Genomic DNA, 23240 nt, shown 5'->3' with positions numbered 1-23240 from the left:
GAACTATCCTGCTGAAAGAGATAATAAGAGTTCAGGCCTATCACAGTAGAATTAATTTAAAAAATAACAGGAGAAAAAAATCATGGAAAAAGCAATTCAATATCTGGACAGTGTAGGAGAAGAAAACAGCGACACAGTTGTAGAGGCCGCCGCGAAAAGGGCTCTCGAACTTGGAATATCCTATATTGTGGTCGCAAGCACAAGCGGGAAAACCGCCCTTAAGATGGCGGAGGCAGTCCGGGAAAGCGACATTAAGGTAATCGGCATCAGTCACCAGTACGGCCAGAAAGAAAAAGGGGAATGGGAAGTCGAGGAAGAATACAAACAGAAACTTGAAACCCTCGGAGCCATCATAACTACCCAGTCCCACATGTTCTCAGGCATAGAACGCTCTATTACCAAAAAATACGGGGGCTATTCCAGGCTTGAGGTAATTTCAGATACCCTGCGCTCCCTTTTCGGAAAAGGCTTCAAGGTAGCAATCGAGTCCGCAATCATGGCCGCAGATTCAGGCCACATCCCGGTCTCCGATGATACGGAAATTATAGCCCTCGGAGGCACCCGGCACGGTGCAGATGTCGCCATTGTGCTCAGGCCCGCCCACAGCAACGACTTCTTTTTCCTTCAGGTCCGGGAAATAATCGCAATGCCCAGGGCAAAGGAAGACTGAGTGGATTTTAAAACCGGGCAATGAAAAAAGTTAAGTCCGCTTGAACGAGCAACACGAGCGAAATGGACCCTGTGCTGTTGCGATTTCATCGCAACTCCCAGGAAATCTTTGATTTCCTGTGATCCTGAAACGCAACTCGGGAGATAGAAAAGGAAGCCGTATCCGGGTATCCCCCATCAGGAAAAACATCCTTCAACAGCGAATACATTTCATCAGCTCTATTTTTATGATAACAATTTTATTTTTTTCATAGTCCAGCCTGTATAGGTAGCGCAGACGGCCGACCCTGAGCCTGAACAGTTTTTCTTTTCTGTCCAGAACCCTCCTGGCCTCTGGAGGAACGGGGTCTTCAGAGAGTTTTTTGAGAGTTTCCTTTACCTGAAAGCAGGTGCTTATATAAGTTCCGTCCAGGATGGATTGAGCGGGAAAATCAAGAAAAATTTCGAACATGTTCGGCCCCTCCACATTTTTCAAAATCTACAAAAAGGATCTTTAAGATTTGCAGGCTTATCCCCGGTTCCGTTTTCAAGAGATCCGTCAGAGACTCTTGTATCTTCCGTAAGTATGGAGTCCAGGTCTTTAAAATTTAACAATTTACCATTGGCTTCATTTTCAAAACTCCGGTCCACCAGTTCTTTTTCATCTTCCGTAAGTATGGAATCCACATCAACCATACGCTCCTTTATTTCTCCAAGCTGTTTTTTGATATAATCAAGTTCATTGAACACTTTTTTCTCAAATTCCCTCGTAACCATAATTAAACGTCCCAATTTTGTGCTTTACTTTTCCTATTTGTTAAAATCTGGCACTTCTTTTTAAATTACTTTTTAAATTACTGTTTAAATTACTATTAAAATTACTTATCCAGCTTTGATCCGTGATCAGTGAACCATCTCAGAAAATGATTTCTAAGCTCACATATATTTATGTAGTAATAAAGGTTAACGAACTATATAAATAATATATAGGTGTACCACACACTAAATATTAATATAATGTAAATAAATATTAGACCAATGTTCCTTACAGTATTTTTTAAATATTGGCAGATATAATGTGTGTTTTTTGGCTCTGCTTCTGCCCACGGGCCTGATTCAAGGAAAGGTTAGTTACAATGGAATTTCAAATATTTGGAGAAATTTGCATAATTATTGGGGTCTCGATTCTCATACTCTCCCTATTCCACAGGTTCGAATTTCCCCCCATACTGGGCTTTTTTGTTACCGGAATGCTCATAGGCCCCTATGGAATAGGGATAATCAAGGGGTCCAACGGGCTGGAGATCCATTCCGAAATCGGGATTATTCTTTTGCTTTTTACCATAGGAATCGAGCTCTCTTTAAAAGAGCTCTGGGAAATAAAAAAAGCCGTACTGCTTGGGGGAACTCTTCAGATCCTTTTCAGTATGGCCTTTGTCATAATTATATGTACTCAGCTTGCCTTCAATCTTCCCACTTCCATTTTTATTGGCTTTCTTGTCTCGCTTAGCAGTACCGCAATAGTACTTGGGGCACTCCAGGAAAAAGCCGAACTCTACAGTCCCCACGGCCGGACTTCTCTTGCCATGCTGATCTTTCAGGACATCATCGTCGTGCCGATGATTCTAATAACTCCCCTCCTGGCCGGGGTCTCGGACGACCTTGCAGGTTCGCTCTTTTCCCTGCTCCTGAAAGGAGGAGGAATAATACTCCTGGTCCTTTTAAGTGCCCGCTACCTCGTCCCCCAGATGCTCTACCAGGCTGCCAGGACTCGCAACAGGGAAACTTTCCTTTTGACCGTGCTTTTCATCTGCCTTGCAACTGCGGTCCTGACTTCCGCGGCCGGCCTTTCCCTTGCCCTCGGGGCTTTTCTTGCGGGGCTGGTCATCTCCGAGTCCGAATACAGCCATCAGGCCCTTGGAAACGTCATACCCTTCAAGGACGTGTTCATGAGTTTCTTTTTTGTCTCAATTGGCATGTTACTCGATTTCAAGTCCCTGATACAGGAACCCCAGCTCATCCTCCTGGTAACGGCCGCGGTTATCCTCCTGAAAGTATTTTCCGGCTCGATTTCAACTTTCCTCCTGGGCTACCCTCTCCGCACAACGCTGCTGACCGGGCTTGCCCTTTCCCAGGTAGGAGAGTTTTCCTTTGTGCTCTCCAAATTCGGGCTGGAATACGGGCTCCTTGATAAAGGGACTTACCAGACTTTCCTCGCAGTATCGATCCTTTCGATGGGGGTCGCTCCTTTTATCATAAACCTCTCCCCAAAAATAGCCGATTCCCTGCTCAAAAAGACTTCGAACCCGAAACTGCTCGGGGGCCTGAGTTCGGCAACCCTCCTGAAAGGAGAAGATAAAGAAAGCCAGCTGAACGACCACCTCATAATCGCAGGTTTCGGGTTTAACGGACGCACGGTCTCAAGGGTCGCAAAAGCTGCGAAAATTCCCTACGTTGTCCTTGAAATGAACCCCGAAACAGTCCGCCACGAGAGAAAGAACGGGGAAAGTATCGTCTACGGAGACGGGACAAGCCGGATCGTACTGGAACATGCCGGAATTCAAAGGGCAAGGGTACTTGTAATAGGGATTTCGGACCTTGTGGCCACCCGAAAAATAGTGGAACTTGCAAAAAGGTTGAACCCGAACATCTATATTATTGCAAGGACCCGTTTCCTGCAGGAGATGGACCCCCTCCATAAACTCGGGGCAGAGGAGGTCATCCCCGAGGAGTACGAGACCTCAGTGGAAATCTTTGTCCGCCTCCTGAAAAGGTACATGGTCCCGAAAAATGAAATAGAGACTTTCGTGTCCGAGATCCGGGCCGACGGCTACGAAATGTTGAGGGAACTTTCCGCAGATGAAAGTAATTTCAACCTGATTGATGAACTTCCAGGCATGGAGATCCATCTCCTGAAAACGAAAAACGGGTCCACCCTGGAAGGAAAGACTCTTGCTGAAATGGACCTGAGAAAAAATCACGGAGTTACCATGCTTGCGATCCGCAGAGGGTCGGAAATAATTCACAACCCGGAAGGAAAAACGCTCATCCAGGCAAATGATGTTTGCATCCTGCTCGGAGAGCCCCATCACCTCCATAATGTCAGGGAATTTTTCGAGGAATGAGAATTATTAAAATAACCTTAGTTCCCAAATTTTAAGCGCATACACGCATTATATGGTCTCAATTGATGCCTATTTTGAAATTCAGTCAAAAAACAATGTGCTTATAATTTAAGCACATGATTCAATATCGTAAAGCCTTTATGCGCCTAAAAATGCAGAATGCAGATTTAAAGGTTATTACACGTTACACTTAACCTTTTATTTAGATGAAAGTGCAATGTGTACTTTCATTTTTTGTGTATGTATTCGAAGAATAACATGTAAGTTTTTTAAATAATGCTGGAGAAACTGTGGGTTTCCCAGCTCCACCACTGCTCTCATGTCCTGATTTATTAGGAGGCTCAATAAGATGGAATTTCAGGTATTTGGAGAAATCTGCATAATTATTGGTTTATCTATCCTCATCCTCTCCCTCTTCCACCGCCTGGAATTTCCCCCGATTCTGGGCTTCTTTGTTACAGGCATACTCATAGGCCCCTATGGAATAGGAATAATCGATGGGTCCCACGGGCTGGAGATCTATTCCGAAATAGGGATTATCTTATTGCTTTTTACCATAGGAGTCGAGCTCTCTTTAAACGAACTCTGGAAGATTAAAAAAGCCGTACTGCTCGGAGGAACCTTACAGATCCTCTTCACGACAGGCCTTGTCATTGCCGTATGTACACAGCTTGGCTTCAAGCTCCCAACTTCCATCTTTATGGGCTTTCTCGTATCCCTCAGCAGTACCGCGATAGTACTTGGAGTCCTTCAGGAAAAGGGAGAACTCTACAGCCCCCACGGCCAGACTTCCCTTGCCATGCTGATCTTCCAGGACATTATCGTCGTGCCCATGATCCTCATAACCCCTATCCTGGCCGGGACAGCAGAGGACCCGGCAGGCTCGCTCCTGACCCTGCTCCTGGAAGGCGGGGGAATAATACTGCTGGTAATTTTAAGCGCCCGCTACCTTGTCCCCCGGCTGCTCTGCCAGGCCGCCCGGACCCGGAACAGGGAAACCTTCCTTCTGACCGTGCTTTTCATCTGCCTCTCAACCGCCGTCCTGACTGCCGCGGCCGGACTTTCCCTTGCCCTGGGAGCCTTTCTTGCAGGGCTGGTCATCTCCGAGTCCGAATACAGCCACCAAGCCCTCGGAAACGTCATACCCTTCAGAGACGTGTTCCTGAGTTTCTTTTTTATATCTATCGGGATGCTGCTCGACGTAAAATCCCTGCTGCACGAACCGCAGATATTTTTCCTGGCCGCCGCTGTCATTATCCTCCTGAAAGTCTTTTCCGGAACATTTGCAACTTTCCTCCTGGGTTACCCCCTCCGCACGACGCTACTTACGGGTTTCGCGCTGGCCCAGGTAGGAGAGTTTTCCTTCGTGCTCTCAAAGTTCGGGCTGGAATACGGGCTCCTTGACGAAGGGATTTACCAGACCTTCCTTGCGGTATCAGTCCTTTCCATGGGTGCCGCGCCTTTTGTCATCAACCTCTCTCCAAAGGTGGCCGATTTCCTTACCAAAAAGATCTCAAACCCAAAACTGCTCGGAGGCCTGAGTGCGGTTTCCCTGGCAGGAGAAGATGAGGAAAGTCAGCTGAACGACCACCTCATAATCCTGGGTTTCGGGTTTAACGGACGTACGGTCTCAAAGGTCGCAAAAGCCGCAGGAATTCCCTATATAGTCCTGGAAATGAACCCCGAAACGGTCCGAAACGAGAAAAAGAACGGGGAAAGTATCGTCTATGGGGACGGTACTTCCGGGCCTGTGATGGAACATGCCGGAATTCGGAGAGCAAGGGTGCTCGTAATCGGGATCTCGGACCATGTGGCCACCCGAAAGATAGTGGAACTTGCAAAAAGGTTGAACCCGAACATCTATATTATTGCCAGGACCCGTTTTCTGCAGGAAATGGACCCCCTCCAGAAGCTGGGAGCCGACGAGGTCATCCCCGAGGAGTATGAGACCACGATGGAAATCTTTGTCCGCCTGCTGAACAGGTATCTGGTCCCGAAAAATGAAATTGATACTTTCGTATCCGGGGTGCGGGCCGACGGCTACGAAATGTTGAGAGAACTTTCTGCAGATGAGTGTAACTTCAACCTGATTGAGGAACTTCCAGGCATGGAAATCCACCTCCTGAAAGCGAAAAACGGGTCCACCCTGGAAGGAAAGACTCTCTCTGAAATGGACCTGAGAAAAGAGCACGGAGTTACCATGCTCGCGATCCGCAGGGGTTCGGAAATAATTCACAACCCGGAAGGAGAAACGCTCATCCAGGCAAATGATGTTTGTATCCTGCTCGGAGAGCCCCATCACCTCCATAATGTCAGGGAATTTTTCGAGGAATGAGAATTATTAGAATAATGGGCAGAAAATCCACTTTTGAAAATTGAGGCTGGACACGAGTGCAGACCCTGACCAGCCTTCAAAAGAAGTACGGAACGGGAGAAGGTGGCTCCCCAAAGATAAATATATCTGAGGGGCATCTATACCCCCAAGATGCCATCCATATTTGAAATTATTGATAAGGACGCGGGCGGCCGTATTGGGAGGCTTAAAACTCCCCATGGGGTTGTTGAGACCCCCACCGTCATGCCCGTGATTAATCCTAACATACAGCTTATCTCCCCGAAGGAAATGCGAGATTTCGGGGCGGAAATTCTGATCACCAATTCCTATATTATTTATCGGAAAGAGGAACTCAGAGAAAAGGCTCTTGAAAAAGGGCTGCATGAACTTTTGGACTTTGACGGCCCGATCATGACCGATTCCGGCTCCTTCCAACTTTCCGTTTACGGTTCCGTGGAAGTGACAAACGAAGAAATCCTCGAATTCCAGCAAAAAATTGGGAGCGATATCATAGTCCCACTCGACATCCCGACTCCCCCGGACGTTTCCTGGAAACGGGCCGAAGAGGAACTGGAGATCACCGAAACCCGGCTCAAGGAAGCCCGGGAACTTATCAGAGGAGAGCAACTGCTCGCCTGCCCGGTCCAGGGTTCAACCCACCTGGAACTCAGGGAAAAGGCCGCAGTCCACGGAAGGGACCTGGAGTTTGAGGTCTACCCCTTAGGAGCGGTCGTCCCCCTCATGGAGTCCTACCGCTACGCCGAGCTTGTGGACGTGATTGCGGCGTGTAAAAAAGGCTTGTCTCCGACAGCCCCGGTCCACCTCTTCGGAGCCGGTCACCCCATGATGTTCGCCCTGGCCGTGGCTCTTGGCTGCGACCTTTTCGATTCGGCAGCTTATGCCCTCTATGCCAAAGCCGGGCGCTATATAACAGCCCTGGGGACCTCCCATATTGATAAGCTGAGTTACCTGCCCTGTTCCTGCCCGATCTGCTCGAAGTACAGTGCGGAGGATATTAAGACCGCTAAGAATCAACAGGAACTTCTGGCGAAGCACAACCTTTACGCAACCTTTGCGGAAATCCGGCTCATAAAACAGCGTATCAAGGAAGGCAACCTGCTTGAACTTGTGGAACAGCGCTGCCGGGCCCACCCGAGACTGCTCGACGGGCTGAAAAGGCTTTACGAACACTCGGAGTGGCTTGAAGAATTCGACCCCGCAACAAAGTCCACATTCTTCTACTGCGGCCCCGAGTCCGCAAGGCGGCCGGAAGTCCTGCACTTTGAAAAGAAGCTGGACCGCTTCAGTGTGGAAGGAAAAGCCGTTATACGAACAAGGCCCGTAAAGGGAGAAAGAGGATACGACCAGGTTCTGGTCTTCAAGCCGCCTTTCGGGGCCTATCCCGTGGAGATGGAAGAGGTCTACCCCTTCAACGCCGAAGTTCCGAGAGTCCCGGACCATGAATCCCTCGAAAAAGCTCTCGAAAACACCCTCAAGCTGATAGAACTGAACCCTGACGCGGAGTTCACCTTTGTCTGCGAGGAGGTATTTAAACACCCCCTGCTTGAGAAGCTTGCCGAAAAGGCAAAAATAGTGTACCGAAAGAACTGGGAAAAGTATAGTCAAGAAAGCAAGGTTCTTAACTAATCCAGCTCAGGCCTCATAAACACAGAAAAGCACGGAAGGACACGGAAACCGTAAATAGCGTATCTTCATCGTTTTTTCTTCCGTGTGCTTCCGTGTGCTTCCGTGCGCTTCCGTGCCTTCCGTGGTTCAAATCTTAATTCTAAATTAGTTAAAGAATTTTAGCACCTGACTATAAGCTCCAAACAAACAAAGTTTATTTAAAAATAATTTCCTGCCAGAGAGTTAATAATCTAAATTTAATAATTATTTAAAAAAAGTAATTGCTTAAAATAGAAACTTTTTTGACGTGCAAATCCACTTACTACACTTAAACCCTAAAAGACCTCCACAAACCCTGGAAAAATGATTAAAATAAAAAATTGCATAAGGTGAAACCATTGTCCCTAACAGCAAAAATCGGGGAATTAAGCCCATACCTCCGGCTTCTCCGGCCTGAACTTTACTACATGGACCTGACGCTCCCCGCCTCAAGCGCTATCCTGGCTTCCTACCTTGCTACAGGCGGGCTTCCCGAACTACTTCCATTACTGATCGCCGTAATCGGGGGCTTTGCCGCAATCACAAGTTCCTATGTCTTCAATGACTGCTGCGACATTGACATTGACTCCATCAATCTTCCGAACCGTCCCCTGCCCACATCGATCGTATCGAAGAAATCGGCCCTCACTTACACCTTTTTCCTCTTTCTTATTGCAGCCACAGCCGCCCTTTACCTGAACCCCGAATCTTTTGCGGTCCTGGTCCTTGCGGTCGCTACGATTACTATTTACTCCGCCCTTGCAAAGCGCAGTACGTTTTTAAGTTTCGTACCTGTGGGCATCTCCTACGGGCTTGTGCCTATCGGGATCTGGCTCGGCTTTGACCCGGCAGGAATACTGAAAGGAAGCGACGGGGTAATCCTGCCCACGGCCGGAATCTGCTTCGGACTCATGATCTGCGTGACAGACTGGGCCTTTACCCTGGGAGGGGTGGCCAGAGACGTGGAAGGCGACCGGATTAAGGGAGCTCCGACTCTCCCCGTGACCTATGGGATCCCCTTTACCTCCAGGTTCGTGACCTTCTGGTGGATTATAGGCATCATCTGTTCCGTAATCATTGGCTGGACAGCAGGGCTTGGCCCGATCTTTTTTGCGGGAGCCCTTGCCTCCGGGCTCTGGATGCTGGCCCAGTGCTTTGACTTCATCAAAAACCCAACCCCTGAGAGAGGAGGCAGGCTCTTCCTGAACGGCTCAAACTACCGGGCGATCATGTTCGGGTCCATGATCCTGGACGTGCTCCTCTGCATTGAAATGGGAAGCTCCTACACTTCCATTCTCTGGTAAACGAAAATTTGAGAGACGAAACGAAAGAAGGAAAAGAAAAAAAAGGGAAAGGATATTGAGAGGAAGAAAAGAAGGAATACTTAAGGAAAAGGAAAACTTAAGGAAAAAGAAAAAAGAGAGGAAAGGAAAAATGGATGCAGATATAATCGTAATAGGAGCCTCCCCGGCCGGCCTGATGGCGGCTCGAAACGCCTCTGAAAAAGGGGCCAATGTCCTTCTTCTTGAGAAAAAGGCAGAGATCGGACACCCCCCTCACCCCGCAAACTCCTTTTTCAAGGGTATGCTTGACCGGTGCGAAGAGCCCGTGGATCCTTCTTATGTTGTCCACTACCTCAAAGGCATGAAGATCATCTCGCCATCGGGGCGGGAAGTGGTCGTGGAAACTCCGGGCTACTCCATTGATAAGACAAAATTCGATCGCTTTTACGCCGCAAAAACGGAAAAAGCCGGAGTCGATTTACGTACAGGGATTGAGACTTACAATATACTGAAAACCGGAGGAGAGTTTTCGGTCAGCAGCTCCGAAGGGACATTCAGGTCAAAGCTGGTGATAATCTCCGACGGGATCAATTCGAAGATGGCCGGGCTTCTAGGCCTGAAGACCATGAAGTACCCGCAGGACATCGCCTGGGGCATTGAGATGGACATCCGGGCAAAGGACCTGGGAAAACCTGAGCTGTTCGAGTACTATGTGGGCAACCACGCTCCAGGCTGGAAGACCACCTATGCCCCAAGAGGGGGGGACTCCGCCGCCATCGGGGCCTATGTGCGGAGGTGCGGCAAAGATGCAAACCCCTATCTGGACGCCTGGGTGGAACGCTTCAAAAAGCTCAAAGGGCTCGACGAACTTGAAATTGTGACAAAACGCTACGGAGGAGACCCCATCGTGACCATTCCGAACGAGTTCATAACGGACGGGGTCATGGTCGTGGGGGGAGCTGCCGGCCAGTCCGGACTCGGGTACGCCATGCGGGCAGGCCAGATCTGCGGAGACGTTGCGGCAGGGGCCGTGAAAAACGGGGACGTCTCGAAAGCCGCCCTTTCCGAATACCGGAAAACCTGGGAAAAAGAATCCAGGACCGAGCACTATCTGGGCAGGATTGCCCTTGAGACCCTCAGGAAGATGACGGACAGGGAAATCGATGAGATGGTACGGGTCTTTGAAAAAGAAGACCTCTCTTTCATCCACGGCAGCGCCTTTGAACAGTCCATACAGGTCTTCATGTTCATGCTGAAGAAAAAACCTTCAGCGCTTCTCAAGTACCGGGCTTTTTTAAGGAACCGGTAAAAAAACAATTATCCAGTAAAAAATAATGCAAGGGAAAAACATGCAATACGATTTTTATAAAAACCCTCTCTTCAGAGTTTACGCGGAAATTGAAGAGGGCCGCGTTAAGATGAAAACGAGTGGTATCGTCTCCCCCTTCATGAAAAAGACGATTGCCGGAAACCTGGGCATTTTTGACGGCAAGAAGTACTCGAAAGCCGAAGAAAAGGAACTTATTTTTTCCACCTGGATGCCCCCTATCCCGAGCCCTGCTTTCGACCGCCTGGTAAAAAGCCAGCTTTCGGCCATGTTCGGGAAAATGGTCCCGGACCAGGTGACGATTTCAATTACCGAAGACTGCCCGAACAACTGCATCCACTGCGCCCTGCCGGACACAAAACACAGAGCAAGGCTTTCCCCTCCGACCGTAAAGGACGTTATCGACCAGGTGCTCGATATGGGCACGACCTTTGTGATCTTCGACGGTGGAGAACCTCTGACCTACCAGGGCCTCGAAACCCTGATCCAGCATGTGGACCGCAGAAAAGCCATTGCGGGTATGTTCACCTCGGGGGTGGGGCTTACTGAAGAAAAGGCCAGGGCCCTGAAAAAAGCAGGTCTCTACTCCCTGACCGTCAGTTTTGACAGCGCCTTTGAGGAAAAACACGACCGCATAAGGGGCCGGGAAGGTGTCTTCAAAAGCGCCGTATCCGCAGTCAAAAACGGGCTTGCGGCCGGGCTGCTCATGAATATCTACGTGGTGCTTTCCAAAGAAAACGTGGACGAACTCGATGAAATCTACGCCCTTGCCTCGGAACTCGGGGCCCACGAACTTTCCTTTTATGAAATCGTGCCTACGGGCCGCTGGCTGGATCACAGTTCCGATATCCTGACCCCCGCCGACCTGGCAAAGTTCGACGCCTTTGTAGCCAGGGCTGATGTCATGGAAGGCCCGAGGATCTTTCCAATCCCCCAGGTCATGCGCACAACAGGCTGCATGGCGGGCCGGAAATGGCTGCACGTAACCCCCCAGGGAGACGTTTTGCCCTGTGCCTGCATCCCCATTTCCTATGGAAATATTCACAGTGATAAAATAAAAGACGTCTGGAAAAAGATCCGGGAAGAAACTGTCTACAATGCGGATTCCTGTCTGATGAGAAACCCGGAATTCAGGAAAAAGTATCTGGGGATTTGAAAGAAAAAATTTCAAAAAATCTCCGAGATCGCTCAGAAATCGGAATTCATCATTTTTGAGAGGGGACTCAAACCATTTTTAGGTTTCAGGAACCCTTATTTTTTTGGACTTTACTGTTTTGGTCGTGGGGGTAAGTCATTGAAAATTGGTTATAGAAGGACTTCCGATAAATGCGCCCAAACAAGCTGAATGTGTATTTTTTCTCCTGCATGATAAATGACTCAAGGACAATACCACTGTTTGTAGATACTGTTTGTAGATACTGTTTTTAGCCAGGATGTTTTCAAAAAAAACGATAGCGGAGGCTAAGAAAAATTCAAGCCCGCAAAACAGAAAATTAAAAGAAAAATATGCAGGTTAAAGTTTAACCTGCACTGCAACATGGATGTTGCAAATTTTAATAATTATAGATTCAGTAATCGAAATTAAAGACCTGATCTCTGAAGAGCCATGAGGTCTTCGGTGGTCAGCTTGGCGCCGCCCTTGAATTTCTCGAAGATATTCTTCGCGTCCTTCTGGAGTTCTGCCTTGAGCGGATGACCCCTGAAGTCTTTGTCTTTCTTCTTGAGTTTGAAAAGCTCCTTGTCAATTTCCCTGATTTCTTTCTGGGCATTGATGAAGGCCTTGTGCTGCTCGTCGGCTGCTTCCTGGGCCTTTACAAACTCTTTGTGAGCGATATCCGAATCGGCTCTTGTCTTGTCGGCTTCCTTGAAGGCGGCAATCATCTTTTCGTGGTATTCCTGAGCCTGCGTGGCAAATTCTGCAAGGCAGTTATGGTATTCGGAAGCCTCATCTCTGATCAGCTGAGCTTCTTCCAGAACATTTTTAAGTTCCACGTTGTCATCAAGCTGGGACTTCTTAATATGATACTGCTTCAGAAGCTCAGTAATCTTGCTTACAAGTTCCCTTTCCTTGCTCGTGCTCAGGACTTCCGTCTGCTGGGTGAACTCAAGGCGATCGATGTCTTTCCTAAGAGCCTTGATGGAAGGGCCACCAATATTGTTCTGTTTGCGGAGCGTATCAGCTTTGGCGAAGAGTTCGTTTGCCTTCGCATTGATTTCATCACGCTTATCCTTCTGTGCACTTACCTTAGAGTTGACCTCATCCCGAGCTTCTTTTAATTCTTGAGCTTCGTTGATGAGGTCCTTTGTCTTCTTGTTCAGCTCATTGCGCTTTCCTGCAAGTCCACTGGCTTCGGCATTTAGGACGTTTCTCTTCTCCTTAGCTTCCTCGGAGATGGCTTTCAAGTCTGTTCTTTTTTTCTGTAATTCTTTTAACATTTTTAATTGAACCTCCCGATCCAGCAAAAAAGCTGGCATTTTAATGGTTATTCTTCTTCGAAGTCAACATGCTGTGCATTATTACGAGATAGGCGATTAAGAGATTCAAGAACAGGAATTACGGCTCTCATATCTTTTTTGGAGATGACCACGTCTGCATACTGCTTCAGGATAGGTTTGGGGTTGAAGGCTATGGCAAATCCGGCTCTTTCAAAAATGCAGATATCGTTCGCGCCGTCTCCAACAACCACACATTGTTCGGGCAAGACCCCGTTGAGCCTTGCAAGTTCCTCGAAGACATGCGCCTTTGAATCAGTGAAGGTTAAAGGGCCTCCCACCTGTCCGGTAAGACAGCCGTCTTCCACAAGCAGTTTGTTGGAAACTACGTAATCGATGCCTAAAGCCTTACCAACCCTTTCGGCAGATATGGTAAACCCGCCGGAAATCATTGCGGTCGTGTAGCCCAGTTCTTTAACGTAGTTGATCAGCTCTTTCGCACCCGGCATGAAGGAAATCCCGGATACCGCGGCCTGAGCAGCCTCAAGAGACAGGCCTTTCAGGAGCTTTACGCGTTCCCGGAGAGCTTCTCCAAAATCGAGGTCCCCAATCATCGCTTTATTTGTGATCTTTTCCACCTCGCCAGCAACCCCAGCAGCCCTGGCAAGTTCATCGATGGTTTCAGCGTCTATAAGGGTTTGATCCATATCAAAAACAATCAGCTTGTTTACATAGGAAACATTTGCAGGATAGTTCACTCAACCAAAACCTAAAACTTGATGTTATAATAGACAGGGACTGAAAAAGTACTATGACCAATCCCAAAAAAGGGCACTCTGCCCGAAAGTACCTCCTATAAAGTTAGAGGTACCCCCGAAGATTAGGTAAATATATTTGCCCTGACATTAAAAACCCACCGATGAAAAAACTTTTCAAACTCGTAATGTGCGGATTTCGTAAAAAAACAAAACCACAAAACAACAGCATAGATGTCAACGTTTTGGACTGAAATAAATCACATCCTTTTTAAGCTTTTCGGAGGATGTGGAGTATATGGTGAATAATCGTTATAAATACGAAGGAAAATTATAAAATGGGATATATGAAACAGGAAAATAGCCAAAAAAGTTATAAACCTCCGGATAACTCCAGTAATTGATTAAAAGGTCAACTAAAGGATTTTGGAAAAATGGTCAACATAGGTTTTATCAAAATGGGCAACCTCGGAATGAGTCAGGTCATCAGCTTGATTCAGGATGAGATTGCAGCAAGAGAAGGTATCAACGTGCGGGCATTCGGAACCGGCGCTAAAATGGGTCTCAACGACGCAGCCGATACCGAGAGTTTTAAAGAATTTAACGCGGACTTCGTGGTCATGATTAGCCCGAACGCCGCAGCTCCCGGCCCGTCCGCAGCCCGTGAACTCTGGAAGGACGTACCCTGCATTGTGATATCCGACGGACCCACCAAGAAGGACGCCCGCCAGGCCCTGGAAGAAGCAGGCTTCGGATACATCATCTTGCCCGTGGATCCACTCATTGGGGCAAAGAGGGAATTCCTCGACCCTGTAGAGATGGCATCCTTTAACTCCGACGCAATGAAAGTACTCTCTCTCTGCGGCGTCGTAAGGCTCATGCAGGAAGAATTCGACAGAGTAACCGACCAGGTTGCTGCCGGCAAGTCCGGAAAGGAACTTGAACTTCCTCATATCTTCGCAAAACCCGAAAAATGCGTGGAACACGCAGGGTTCTCAAATCCCTACGCAAAGGCAAAGGCCCTTGCAGCTCTGCACATGGCAGAGAAAGTTGCACAGGTCAACTTCCCGGCTTGCTTCATGCTCAAGGACATCGAGCAGGTATGCCTCGCAGCCGCAGCAGGACATGAAATCATGGGAGCAGCCGCAGTACTTGCAACCCAGGCCAGGGAAATCGAAAAATCAAACGACACTGTCTTCAGGCAGCCTCATGCAAAGGATGGCAGGCTCCTCAAAAAGGTCAAGCTCTTCGAAAAGCCTCAGTAAAGGCTTTTAAATAATATAAAGATTGCAAAGATGAAGGAGAGGAAAAGGGCCTCTGTCCTGAGAAAAAGGGATGCCCGATTTCCCCCACTTCACCCCCTAAAAGTTTTATATTTTTTAATTTCAAAAAAAAATTGTAACTATTCAGCCATACTTTGAACAAAGGCAATTTTTCCTCGTTTCGAGGAAAAATTGCATATAAAATAACTCTATCTCTTCAGTATCATGCTTACACGTGAAGAGATTCTTGAAATCTATGAAGAAGGCCCTGAAGCAGTCGTTGCTGTAATTCAGAGACTTGAGACTATCATAGAGAAACAGGCTTCTCAAATTGCTGAACTTGAGGAACGTGTAAGGGTTTTAGAGGCTCGTCTAAATCAAAACAGCCAAAACAGCAGTAAACCTCCTTCTACTGACGTTTTTGTGAATGAAAAACCTAAACCTAAGAGTAGCCGCACAAGAAGTGGGAAAAAACCTGGTGGTCAAAAAGGTCATTCTGGAAGTACTTTCGAAATGGTTGGGGATCCTGACCATATAATATTTCATTCCCCTCACTGCTGTGAAAATTGTGGTCATGATCTTGAAGATACTGAAGTTCGGGACTGTGAACGCAGGCAAGAAGCTGATATTCCTCCTGTGAACATCATATTTACCGAACATCGTGCTGAGTCCAAGAAATGCCCTCACTGTGGGAAAATAAACAAAGGTACTTTTCCAGACTCTATAAAATTCCCTATTCAATATGGACCTCGCCTTTTATCCTCTCTTGTATATTTAAGGAACTTTCAATTGATTCCTTATAAACGGATTTGTGATTTGTCAGAGGACTTTTATGGAATACGTATCAGCCCTGCTACCATAAAAAGAGCTGAAAAGGAATTATTCCAGAAATTGGAACCTTTCGAAAAAGCTGTTTTCGAACATCTACGGGTAGCCTATTCTGTACATTGTGATGAAACAGGAATGAGGGTTTTAGGGACAAAATGGTGGCTCCATGTTGTTTCAAACAGTCTGTGGACATACTATTTTGTACATCCAAAAAGAGGATCAGAGGCAATGAATGCTTTGGGTTTTCTTCCAGAATACAAGGGGGTAGTAGTTCATGATGGTTGGGCATCATACAACAAATATGGATGTGAACATGCTCTCTGCAATGCTCATCTTAAGAGGGACCTCACTGGAGTTGAAGAGAATTTTGAGCAGCAATGGGCTAAAAAAGTAAATGAACTTCTGAGTGAAGTAAAAAAATATACCGACGAATGCAGAGAAATGGAAATTCCAATAGATCCAATAAAAGTCAGGGCATTCGAGGAAATATACGATAAAATAATTAAAGAGGGAATTGAAGAAAATCCACCTCCTGACCTCTCAAAACAGGTTAAAAAAAGAGGAAGACCAGCACAAACAAAAGCAAAGAATCTCCTTGATAGGTTCATAAAATACAAGGATAGGATTCTGAAATTCCTCAATGACCTGAGAGTTCCATTTGATAATAATCAAGCAGAGCGAGACATCAGAATGATGAAGCTACAACAGAAGATTTCGGGAACTTTCCGAAGCATCGAAGGAGCGGTAGCTTTCTGCAGAATTCGGGGATACATATCCACTATTAGAAAGAATAGCTTGAATGTCATGGATGCTATTCGAGCGGCGCTCAATGGAGCGCCGCTATTATCCGATAGTTGCAACATTAGCTGAAACTATGCTTTTTTTATCAGTAGGCTGAATAGTTACAAAAAATTATTTCATTCTTTTTCTAGCTTCTTCTACCTCTTCAATCACATCCGGGTATCCGTGGAAAACATCGGAAAGATCAAGAGCTACCATCATATCCACAATCCCTATGGCTGCAACGACCTCCCCATCCTTTGAACGGATCGGAGTAACCACCACGGGTTTTCCTTTATAGACCCCTTCCTGTGGGACCTTACGCACAATTCTGTTGGTTGTCAGAGCCTCTTCCAGCACGGGCCCGGTGTATCCTCTTTCAAGGATAATTCCGTTTTCCAGGCGCAGACCTTTTTGTCCCTTACTCCGGATTGTCGTGGGAAGGCTGGTCAGAGCATGTACCGCAAATGCTATCGGTTCAAAGTCTTCAGGACCTGAATCCTTGGAAATTATTATAGAACTCATTATTTTTACCCCATAGTGCACATGAATATTAAAAATTATATACATATATTGCAGGCAATAAGGTTTCAAGAAACACCGGTGAAAAAGAAAAAATCCGGTCAAAAATACCTCAGGTAAACGGAAACTCCTCAAAAAGCCGAAAAATGGGGGACCCCCCAAAAAATCCGACTTTAAAGAAAGATACACTTTACCGAAGATATGCTTTACCGGAGGATATGCTCAATCCTCATTTTCAAGCGCCTCAATGAGGGCCTGTTTATGCAGTTCCGCAGACTCATGGATTCCCCCCATATTGCCCCGGACAGCCCGACAGGGGTATTGCTGGACAAGCAGCCCGGCCCTGGGAGGAGCCTCCTCTACCGCCATACCCACAAGTTCCTTTGCCATATGCCAGGTGCTCCCGCAGGGAGCCCCTTTTACAACCTCGACTCTGGCAATTTTTCCATCTTTTGTCCAGGCCTTCAGGATTGGGACCCCGAAAACGGACGCAAATGCGGAATTAAACTCGTTTGCTTCGAGGGTACAGCAGATTTCATCGACCTCGATGTCTATCCCGTATTCTTCGGAAAGTTTTTCAAGTTCGGGGACCGAAGCTTTGGATGGGCCTCCGGGTACGATTAAAGACCGAACCCCGGCCTTTCCCGCGAGTTTGGCAACAGCAGAGGTCAGGTCAGGATGAAGGGAATAGGTAATAACGACCTCAGCATTGAAAACCTTCAGGTCAAATTTCAGGCCCTCCAGAAACTCATCAGGCTCATCAATAAAGCCAGGCAAAAACTCGGGAAGCTCCGTGGATATGACCTCAAGGTCGCTGTGATCTCTAATGGTTTCAATCAGGCGGTTCCCGTATTTACCCCTTGTAATTACTCCAATTAAAGTCATGGTTACTTTAAGTTATTTTTATTATTGTTATAAATAACTGCTTATTTAATTCAGATCATTTTTTAATATGGGAAACTCATTTTCCTTAAAAACCCATTTCCCTTAAAAACTTATTTTCAAAAACTTATTTTCCGAAAGAAAAATCCGAGAGAAAACGGCGGTATACATGCAAGGAAAACTGATCACACTGGAAGGCATAGACGGTTCAGGCAAAAGCACCGTTGCAAAAAGGCTTTCCGAAAACCCGAAAATTCTGGCCCATGCCCCGGTCTTTACCAGGGAGCCTACCAGAAATACGCTTACAGGCAGGGCTGTTGAGGAGGCAATCGGGTCGGACACCGACCAGCTTGCCGAGCTTTTCCTTTTCACGGCCGACCACGCGGAACATATTGCAAAGCTTGTAAGGCCCTCCCTTGAGAGCGGCAGGCCTGTAATCTCAGACCGCTACTCCGACAGCCGCTACGCCTATCAGGGCATGACCCTTAAAGGCCGCCTGGAGGAGCCCCTGGCCTGGGTAAAGGGTATTCACAGAGGCTGGACCATTGTGCCTGACCTAACCATCCTTTTTGAAATTTCGCCTGAAACCGCGGTTAAACGCTGCGGAAACCGGGGAGACAAAACCAAATTCGAAAAAATAGAGTTCCTGAGAGGAGTCAGGGAAATATTTCATACCCTTGCCGCGGAAGAAGCTGAAAGGTTTGTCCTTATCGAGGCCGACCGGCCGGCAGAAGAGATCGAGGCTGAGGTCGTTGAAAAAATCCTGGCAGTTATTGAGGGATAAAAAGCGAAAAAACAGGGAAAATCACCCCTGAGATAAGACTCGGGGGTTTTAAGCAGGTTATATAAAAGAAATCGAATAATAATTAAAATTTGTTCTCATCAGCAAATTTGATAAGAGTTTCGCCCAGCATCCGTACATGAGCAGGGTTCAGGTTAAACCTCGATTTTTTATTTCCCCCACGTTCTTTTGCGATTTCCACGTAATCCTTGTCGAAGCGTTCACTGTGGGTAAGAGAAATGGTAATGTACCAGCCGCCCCCCATTTTGATTTCTGCATATCCTTCGCCACTTTTATCTTCGACATTTTTATCTTCGACATTTTTATCTTCGACATTTTTATCTTCGACATTTTTATCTTTGACACTTTTGTCTTTGACACTTTTGTCTTTGACACTTTTGCCTTTGACACTTTTGTCTTTGACACTTTTGTCTTTGACACTTTTGTCTTTGACACTTTTGTCTTTGACACTTTTGTCTTTGACACTTTTGTCTTTGACACTTTTATTTTCGACACTTTTATCTTCGACACTTTTATTTTCGACACTTTTATCTTCGACACTTTTATCTTCAACTGTGTTTTCTTCTGACATATTAAACCTCATAATTTTTAAGTTGTGATCTGTCCCAATAGTGGATGCCAGATTATAAAATATAAAGTTTGCTGAAATTCAGGTTTGGATTACAAAAGGCTCTAAAATTAGCTCCGAAAATCGGCATTCTAATTTGATAAGGAATGGGTCAAATATAATATCAAGTATTTTAGTTTACCATTTATTAACCACGGAAGACACGAAAACCGGCCTGTGGCCGGTGAGTAAGTTGGATATTTATGCAATCGGATTCAAAAAAGATCCTAGATTCTTTAAAGATGACTAAAAAACACCAGAGCAACCTTAAATATCGTCTTCCTGCTGTCTTTTTCTGTGTATTCCATGCCCGAGTTCCGCTTCGGGATCACAGGAAATCATAGATTTCCTGGGAGTTGCACTGCAAGTGCAACAGCACGGGGTCCTTTTCGCTCGCTTTGCGAGCTCAAGAGGACTAAACAACACCAGAGCAACCTTAAAATCGTCTTCCTGCTGTCTTTTTCTGTGTATTCCGTGTGTTCCGTGGTTTGAATGCACACACCAAACAACACCTTACACAAAAACATAATATGTATGAGAATGAAGCAATTCCTAGAATAAAACCTGAAGTTATATTTTCACTATTCCTTAACAGGAAATACCCCTGGTTTAGCTCAGGGGTAGTTCACAGAGCTCCGGGCTTTTTCACGAAATAATATATTCGAGTTTTCCGTTTTCTGCTGCGTATTTGATTTCCTGGGCAAGTCTCCTGCCGGTGGAGAGGTCTTCCTGAATAAAGTCCGAGTAGGGAGAACCTTTTGGATAGAGGTTCGTGCCTGCCACGATCCTGGCCGAGATTTCAAAGACTTTGATTTCCAGTTCGTCCGTGAATACGGTTTCCAGGCAGAAAGGCCCGATCATTCCTCCGAAGAGGCCCAGGGACTCTTCAACGACTCTTTCTCCCAGGGAGAAGATCAGGGGAAGAAGGGACTCTCTGGCCACCAGAGGCACGTTTCCTGTAACTACGTAGGTGGGCCGGATGCCTGCTTCCAGAAGTTCCCTCGGGGAGCCGAGCCTGAAGATCTCGTCGGCGTTCGACTCGACCCTTCTGTCCATGCTCAGGAGCTGGAGGTTGCCTTTGCTGAGGTTGTAACCATCGTCGTGCAGGGGTGAGTAGAAGTAATGCAGGTAGTAGCGGGTCCCGGTAATAAATTCCTGTATGGTGTATTTCAGGGTGGGGTCCACGAGTTCCTGGAATTCTTCGTAGGTCTTTGCCACAAAGAAGCCCTTTCCGCCCCTTGCCCCGTGATACTTGACCATAACAGGCCCGTCGATGTCTTTCGGGTCATCGATTTGTCCGGGCATGTGTATGCCTGCCCCGAGTAACCATTCTCTTTCCTTGTCCCGGTCAGATTCCCATTCCAGCACGCCCCGGTTCCCGAAGGTAGGGACTTCAAGTTCCATGAATTTTTCGGTACCAAGGTAAGCTACAAAAGAGCCGTGGGGGATGATGATTGTGTTTTTCTCCCGGAGTTCCTCTGCCATGTTCATTATGTCTGCATAACTCTCGACAACAAGGTACTCGTCAGGTTTCCCCTTCGGAAAAGCTTCGTAGAATTTAGGGGGTTTCCCCACACAGATCCCCAGTGTTTTAAATCCTTCTTTTCTTGCCCCGTCGAAGATTTGAAGGCTTGAGTGAGAACAGACCGTTGCAATTGTCAGGTTTTCCAGATCATAATTTTCCAGAATACCCAGAACTTGCTGTTTCGTTATCATAGTGGCTACCATCAGAAATATTTAGGAAAAATTTAGGTTAGAATGCACAATGTTCTATTTAAGTTTAAGGGCAGAGGCCTATTTAAATTATGGCCAGATAAGTATAATATTTATCAGAATTAAATTAAGTGAATTGTCAATGATTATAAATTTGGCCCCTCTACAGTAAAAACAAAATGAGCAAAAGGTTATACGGTTTAATAATATTGTTAGATTAAGAAAAAATCCATTTTATAACGTTATAACCAGGTAAAGATTTTACCGGAGTGTTTCCACAGGAAAATTATTCTATCATTTTTATGAAGGCCCTTAATTCAGGAAAATTATCATGAGTGAAATAGAGCGCAGGATTGAAACAGGAGATATAAACGGCCCCGAAGAAGCAGGGGATGCAACCGGTCCCCGGGGCGGCGCTGAAAAGCTGCTGATAATTCCCGTAAACGAGGATTCGAGAAAGATCACTCAGACCCTTTCGAACGAGACCTCATTAAAAATTCTTGAACTTCTGGGCAAGAAGAAACTGTCTGCAAGCGATATTGCAGGGGAACTCAAAATTCCTCTGACCACGGTCAAGTATAACATTGATTCCCTGGTCGACTCCGACCTTGTGCAGGTCAAGCAGATCAAATGGAGCCGGAAAGGTCGGCAGGTCAAGATTTATGAGGCAATGGAAAAGCTGATAGTGCTGGTCCCGAGCAAAGCTTTTGCGGACAAGATCTCCATAATAAGCATGTTGCAGCAGTACATAGGGGTAATTGCGGGGGCTTTCTTTGCCGCCGCGGGGATCGAATACCTTACAGCCTACCTGCGGGCCAGACGTCTCATTAATGTCGTTTCCTGGGGGCCCCCGGCCGGGCTTCCAGCCTTAGACTATGCTGCTCCGGAAACTGCCCTTGCTCCTGCCCCGGAATCCATGCTCGCGGCAGTAAACACAAGTGAAAACGGCCTGAGCCCGAAAATGACGGAATCCCCGGAACTGATGGCCGATTACAATGTTTTTGATAAAGATGGCATTTCCGCAAATGAGGGCCTGAACGAAGTTTTTGCTGGGGACGTCGAAGAGGAGCTTGCTGAAGAAGTCGCCAGGGACATGGTTGCGGAAGCTCCCGTGGGAGAAGCCTCCATGGAAGAAGTTCCCATGGAAGAGGAAATGTCTGCGGCAGAAGCTCCGGAAGCCCCTGAAATGCTGGAAGCCGCCCCGGTATCGACAGAGGATGCCCTGCCTTTGGAAGATACCCTGGAGGGCATGGACACGTCTGCCCTCGATTCCGTTCCTCCAGGCACCCTCGGAGCCGGAGCTGTCCACCACTTTTTTGATACCCTTCTGGCTCATCCGGGAGTCTGGTTCTTCTTTGGCTGTCTCTTTGTCATATTTTTCATGATCGTAAGAGAAGTCTATTATAAGAAAAAGTCCATGTAATCAGGGAATTCATATGAGAGTTGCTCTAAAAATTGCCTACATCGGCACCGAGTTTCACGGTTCCCAGATCCAGCCCAATGTTGAGACTGTGGAAGGAGAACTTTTCAAAGCTCTCCGAAAACTCGGAATTATAGAAAGCCCAAAATCCGCCAGTTATGTCTGCGCAGGCAGGACCGATGCGGGAGTGCACGCCCTTGGCCAGGTCGTTTCCTTTAATACCGATAAACCCAGCCTGGCAATCCCCAGGGTCATAAACTCGGAACTTCCGGCCTCCATCTGGACCTGGGCCCATGCGGAAGTTCCCGAAGAGTTCGATCCGCGAAGGCAGGCGGTTTCCAGAAGGTACAGGTACGTCATGTGCGGAGAAGCGTATGATATCCCCAGGATCCGGGAAGCTTCGAAACTTCTCCTCGGGACACACAATTTCACGAATTTTTCCAGGTCTAACGGGGAAAAAAGCCCGGTCCGGACCATTGAAAGGATCGATATCCGGGTTGACGGGGAACTCACAAAAATCGATGTTGTGGGAAACAGTTTCCTCTGGAACATGGTCCGAAAAATCGTAACCGCCCTTTCCATGATCGGAAAAGGGGTCAGGGATGAGGACTGGCTGGTCCAGATGCTGTCCCCCGAAGTCTATGAGGAAGGCCTGGAACCTGCTCCCCCATATGGGCTGACCCTGATGGAAATCAATTATCCCGGCCCCATAGAGTGGGTCGAAGATTCCTATTCTATCCGCAGGGCAGGGGACCTGAACTACAGGCACATCCTGGAACACAGGGTGATGGCCGAGGTCATTGAAGAATTGATTTTCAAGGAATGACCTCTTTATTTTTTATTTTGTACTTAT

20 protein-coding genes are annotated in these 23240 nt (G+C 47.0%); 12 read left to right on the top strand and 8 right to left on the bottom strand.

Annotation, left to right across the window (positions count from 1 at the left end):
• The first annotated feature begins 82 nt into the window (after window positions 1-82).
• Window positions 83-670, top strand: a complete 588-nt coding sequence (locus ACZ5QV_RS08150; protein WP_464599351.1) for a pyruvate kinase alpha/beta domain-containing protein — start codon at window positions 83-85, stop codon at window positions 668-670.
• A 192-nt stretch (window positions 671-862) separates the two neighbouring features.
• On the opposite strand, the gene ACZ5QV_RS08145 is transcribed toward ACZ5QV_RS08150, so the two are convergent.
• Together ACZ5QV_RS08145 and ACZ5QV_RS08140 are read right to left on the bottom strand one after the other, a co-directional pair.
• Window positions 863-1120, bottom strand: a complete 258-nt coding sequence (locus ACZ5QV_RS08145) for a type II toxin-antitoxin system RelE family toxin (protein WP_464599350.1) — start codon at window positions 1118-1120, stop codon at window positions 863-865.
• Window positions 1121-1140: 20 nt separating this feature from the next.
• Window positions 1141-1425: a hypothetical protein gene (locus ACZ5QV_RS08140; protein ID WP_464599349.1), complete on the bottom strand. Its 285-nt coding sequence runs from the start codon at window positions 1423-1425 to the stop codon at window positions 1141-1143.
• A 359-nt stretch (window positions 1426-1784) separates the two neighbouring features.
• Between ACZ5QV_RS08140 and ACZ5QV_RS08135 the strand changes: the two genes are divergently transcribed.
• From ACZ5QV_RS08135 to ACZ5QV_RS08110, 6 genes are all read left to right on the top strand, one after another.
• Window positions 1785-3773, top strand: coding sequence for a monovalent cation:proton antiporter family protein (locus ACZ5QV_RS08135; RefSeq protein WP_464599348.1), 1989 nt, complete (start codon window positions 1785-1787; stop codon window positions 3771-3773).
• Between the two features lie 349 nt (window positions 3774-4122).
• A complete protein-coding gene (locus ACZ5QV_RS08130) occupies window positions 4123-6108 on the top strand; it encodes a monovalent cation:proton antiporter family protein (protein WP_464599347.1) in 1986 nt (661 codons plus the stop codon).
• Window positions 6109-6258: 150 nt separating this feature from the next.
• Entirely contained in the window at window positions 6259-7755 is a 1497-nt protein-coding gene (tgtA, locus tag ACZ5QV_RS08125; protein WP_464599346.1) for a tRNA guanosine(15) transglycosylase TgtA, read from the top strand.
• 377 nt (window positions 7756-8132) lie between these two features.
• Window positions 8133-9077 carry a UbiA family prenyltransferase gene (locus tag ACZ5QV_RS08120; RefSeq protein ID WP_464599345.1) on the top strand — a complete coding sequence of 315 codons (945 nt, stop codon included), beginning with the start codon at window positions 8133-8135 and terminating at the stop codon, window positions 9075-9077.
• A 130-nt stretch (window positions 9078-9207) separates the two neighbouring features.
• Window positions 9208-10365, top strand: a complete 1158-nt coding sequence (locus ACZ5QV_RS08115) for an NAD(P)/FAD-dependent oxidoreductase (RefSeq protein ID WP_464599344.1) — start codon at window positions 9208-9210, stop codon at window positions 10363-10365.
• A gap of 40 nt (window positions 10366-10405) precedes the next feature.
• Window positions 10406-11539, top strand: coding sequence for a radical SAM/SPASM domain-containing protein (locus ACZ5QV_RS08110; protein ID WP_464599343.1), 1134 nt, complete (start codon window positions 10406-10408; stop codon window positions 11537-11539).
• A 425-nt stretch (window positions 11540-11964) separates the two neighbouring features.
• On the opposite strand, the gene ACZ5QV_RS08105 is transcribed toward ACZ5QV_RS08110, so the two are convergent.
• On the bottom strand, window positions 11965-12819 hold the full coding sequence (locus ACZ5QV_RS08105; RefSeq protein WP_464599342.1) for a coiled-coil protein: 855 nt from the start codon (window positions 12817-12819) through the stop codon (window positions 11965-11967).
• Between the two features lie 47 nt (window positions 12820-12866).
• Window positions 12867-13574 (bottom strand): phosphoserine phosphatase SerB, encoded by a 708-nt coding sequence (serB, locus tag ACZ5QV_RS08100; protein ID WP_464599341.1) that lies wholly within the window; start codon window positions 13572-13574, stop codon window positions 12867-12869.
• Between the two features lie 431 nt (window positions 13575-14005).
• On the opposite strand from serB, the gene ACZ5QV_RS08095 reads away from it, so the two are divergent.
• Both ACZ5QV_RS08095 and tnpC read left to right on the top strand, forming a co-directional pair.
• Entirely contained in the window at window positions 14006-14836 is an 831-nt protein-coding gene (locus ACZ5QV_RS08095; protein ID WP_464599340.1) for a F420-dependent methylenetetrahydromethanopterin dehydrogenase, read from the top strand.
• Between the two features lie 222 nt (window positions 14837-15058).
• The gene (gene tnpC / locus ACZ5QV_RS08090) at window positions 15059-16531 is read left to right on the top strand and encodes an IS66 family transposase (RefSeq protein WP_464599339.1); all 1473 of its coding nucleotides are present in this window, start codon (window positions 15059-15061) and stop codon (window positions 16529-16531) included.
• 42 nt (window positions 16532-16573) lie between these two features.
• On the opposite strand, the gene ACZ5QV_RS08085 is transcribed toward tnpC, so the two are convergent.
• Both ACZ5QV_RS08085 and ACZ5QV_RS08080 read right to left on the bottom strand, forming a co-directional pair.
• Window positions 16574-16966, bottom strand: a complete 393-nt coding sequence (locus ACZ5QV_RS08085) for a DUF2111 domain-containing protein (RefSeq protein WP_464599338.1) — start codon at window positions 16964-16966, stop codon at window positions 16574-16576.
• Between the two features lie 219 nt (window positions 16967-17185).
• Complete coding sequence (locus ACZ5QV_RS08080) at window positions 17186-17848, bottom strand: DUF166 domain-containing protein (RefSeq protein ID WP_464599337.1); 663 nt, start codon at window positions 17846-17848, stop codon at window positions 17186-17188.
• Window positions 17849-18014: 166 nt separating this feature from the next.
• Between ACZ5QV_RS08080 and tmk the strand changes: the two genes are divergently transcribed.
• Window positions 18015-18629, top strand: coding sequence for a dTMP kinase (gene tmk / locus ACZ5QV_RS08075; RefSeq protein WP_464599336.1), 615 nt, complete (start codon window positions 18015-18017; stop codon window positions 18627-18629).
• A gap of 82 nt (window positions 18630-18711) precedes the next feature.
• Here the strand turns inward: tmk and ACZ5QV_RS08070 are convergent, their stop codons facing one another.
• Together ACZ5QV_RS08070 and ACZ5QV_RS08065 are read right to left on the bottom strand one after the other, a co-directional pair.
• Complete coding sequence (locus tag ACZ5QV_RS08070) at window positions 18712-18891, bottom strand: hypothetical protein (protein WP_464602068.1); 180 nt, start codon at window positions 18889-18891, stop codon at window positions 18712-18714.
• A 1008-nt stretch (window positions 18892-19899) separates the two neighbouring features.
• Window positions 19900-20970 (bottom strand): formate--phosphoribosylaminoimidazolecarboxamide ligase, encoded by a 1071-nt coding sequence (locus ACZ5QV_RS08065; RefSeq protein ID WP_464599335.1) that lies wholly within the window; start codon window positions 20968-20970, stop codon window positions 19900-19902.
• A gap of 328 nt (window positions 20971-21298) precedes the next feature.
• On the opposite strand from ACZ5QV_RS08065, the gene ACZ5QV_RS08060 reads away from it, so the two are divergent.
• The gene (locus ACZ5QV_RS08060; protein ID WP_464599334.1) at window positions 21299-22390 is read left to right on the top strand and encodes an ArsR/SmtB family transcription factor; all 1092 of its coding nucleotides are present in this window, start codon (window positions 21299-21301) and stop codon (window positions 22388-22390) included.
• Window positions 22391-22403: 13 nt separating this feature from the next.
• Entirely contained in the window at window positions 22404-23213 is an 810-nt protein-coding gene (gene truA / locus ACZ5QV_RS08055) for a tRNA pseudouridine(38-40) synthase TruA (protein ID WP_464599333.1), read from the top strand.
• Window positions 23214-23240 lie beyond the last annotated feature (27 nt).

The organism is Methanosarcina baltica, from assembly GCF_055394095.1.
The sequence above is the reverse complement of the archived record's forward strand: the minus strand, read 5'-3'. Positions and strand labels throughout refer to the sequence as shown.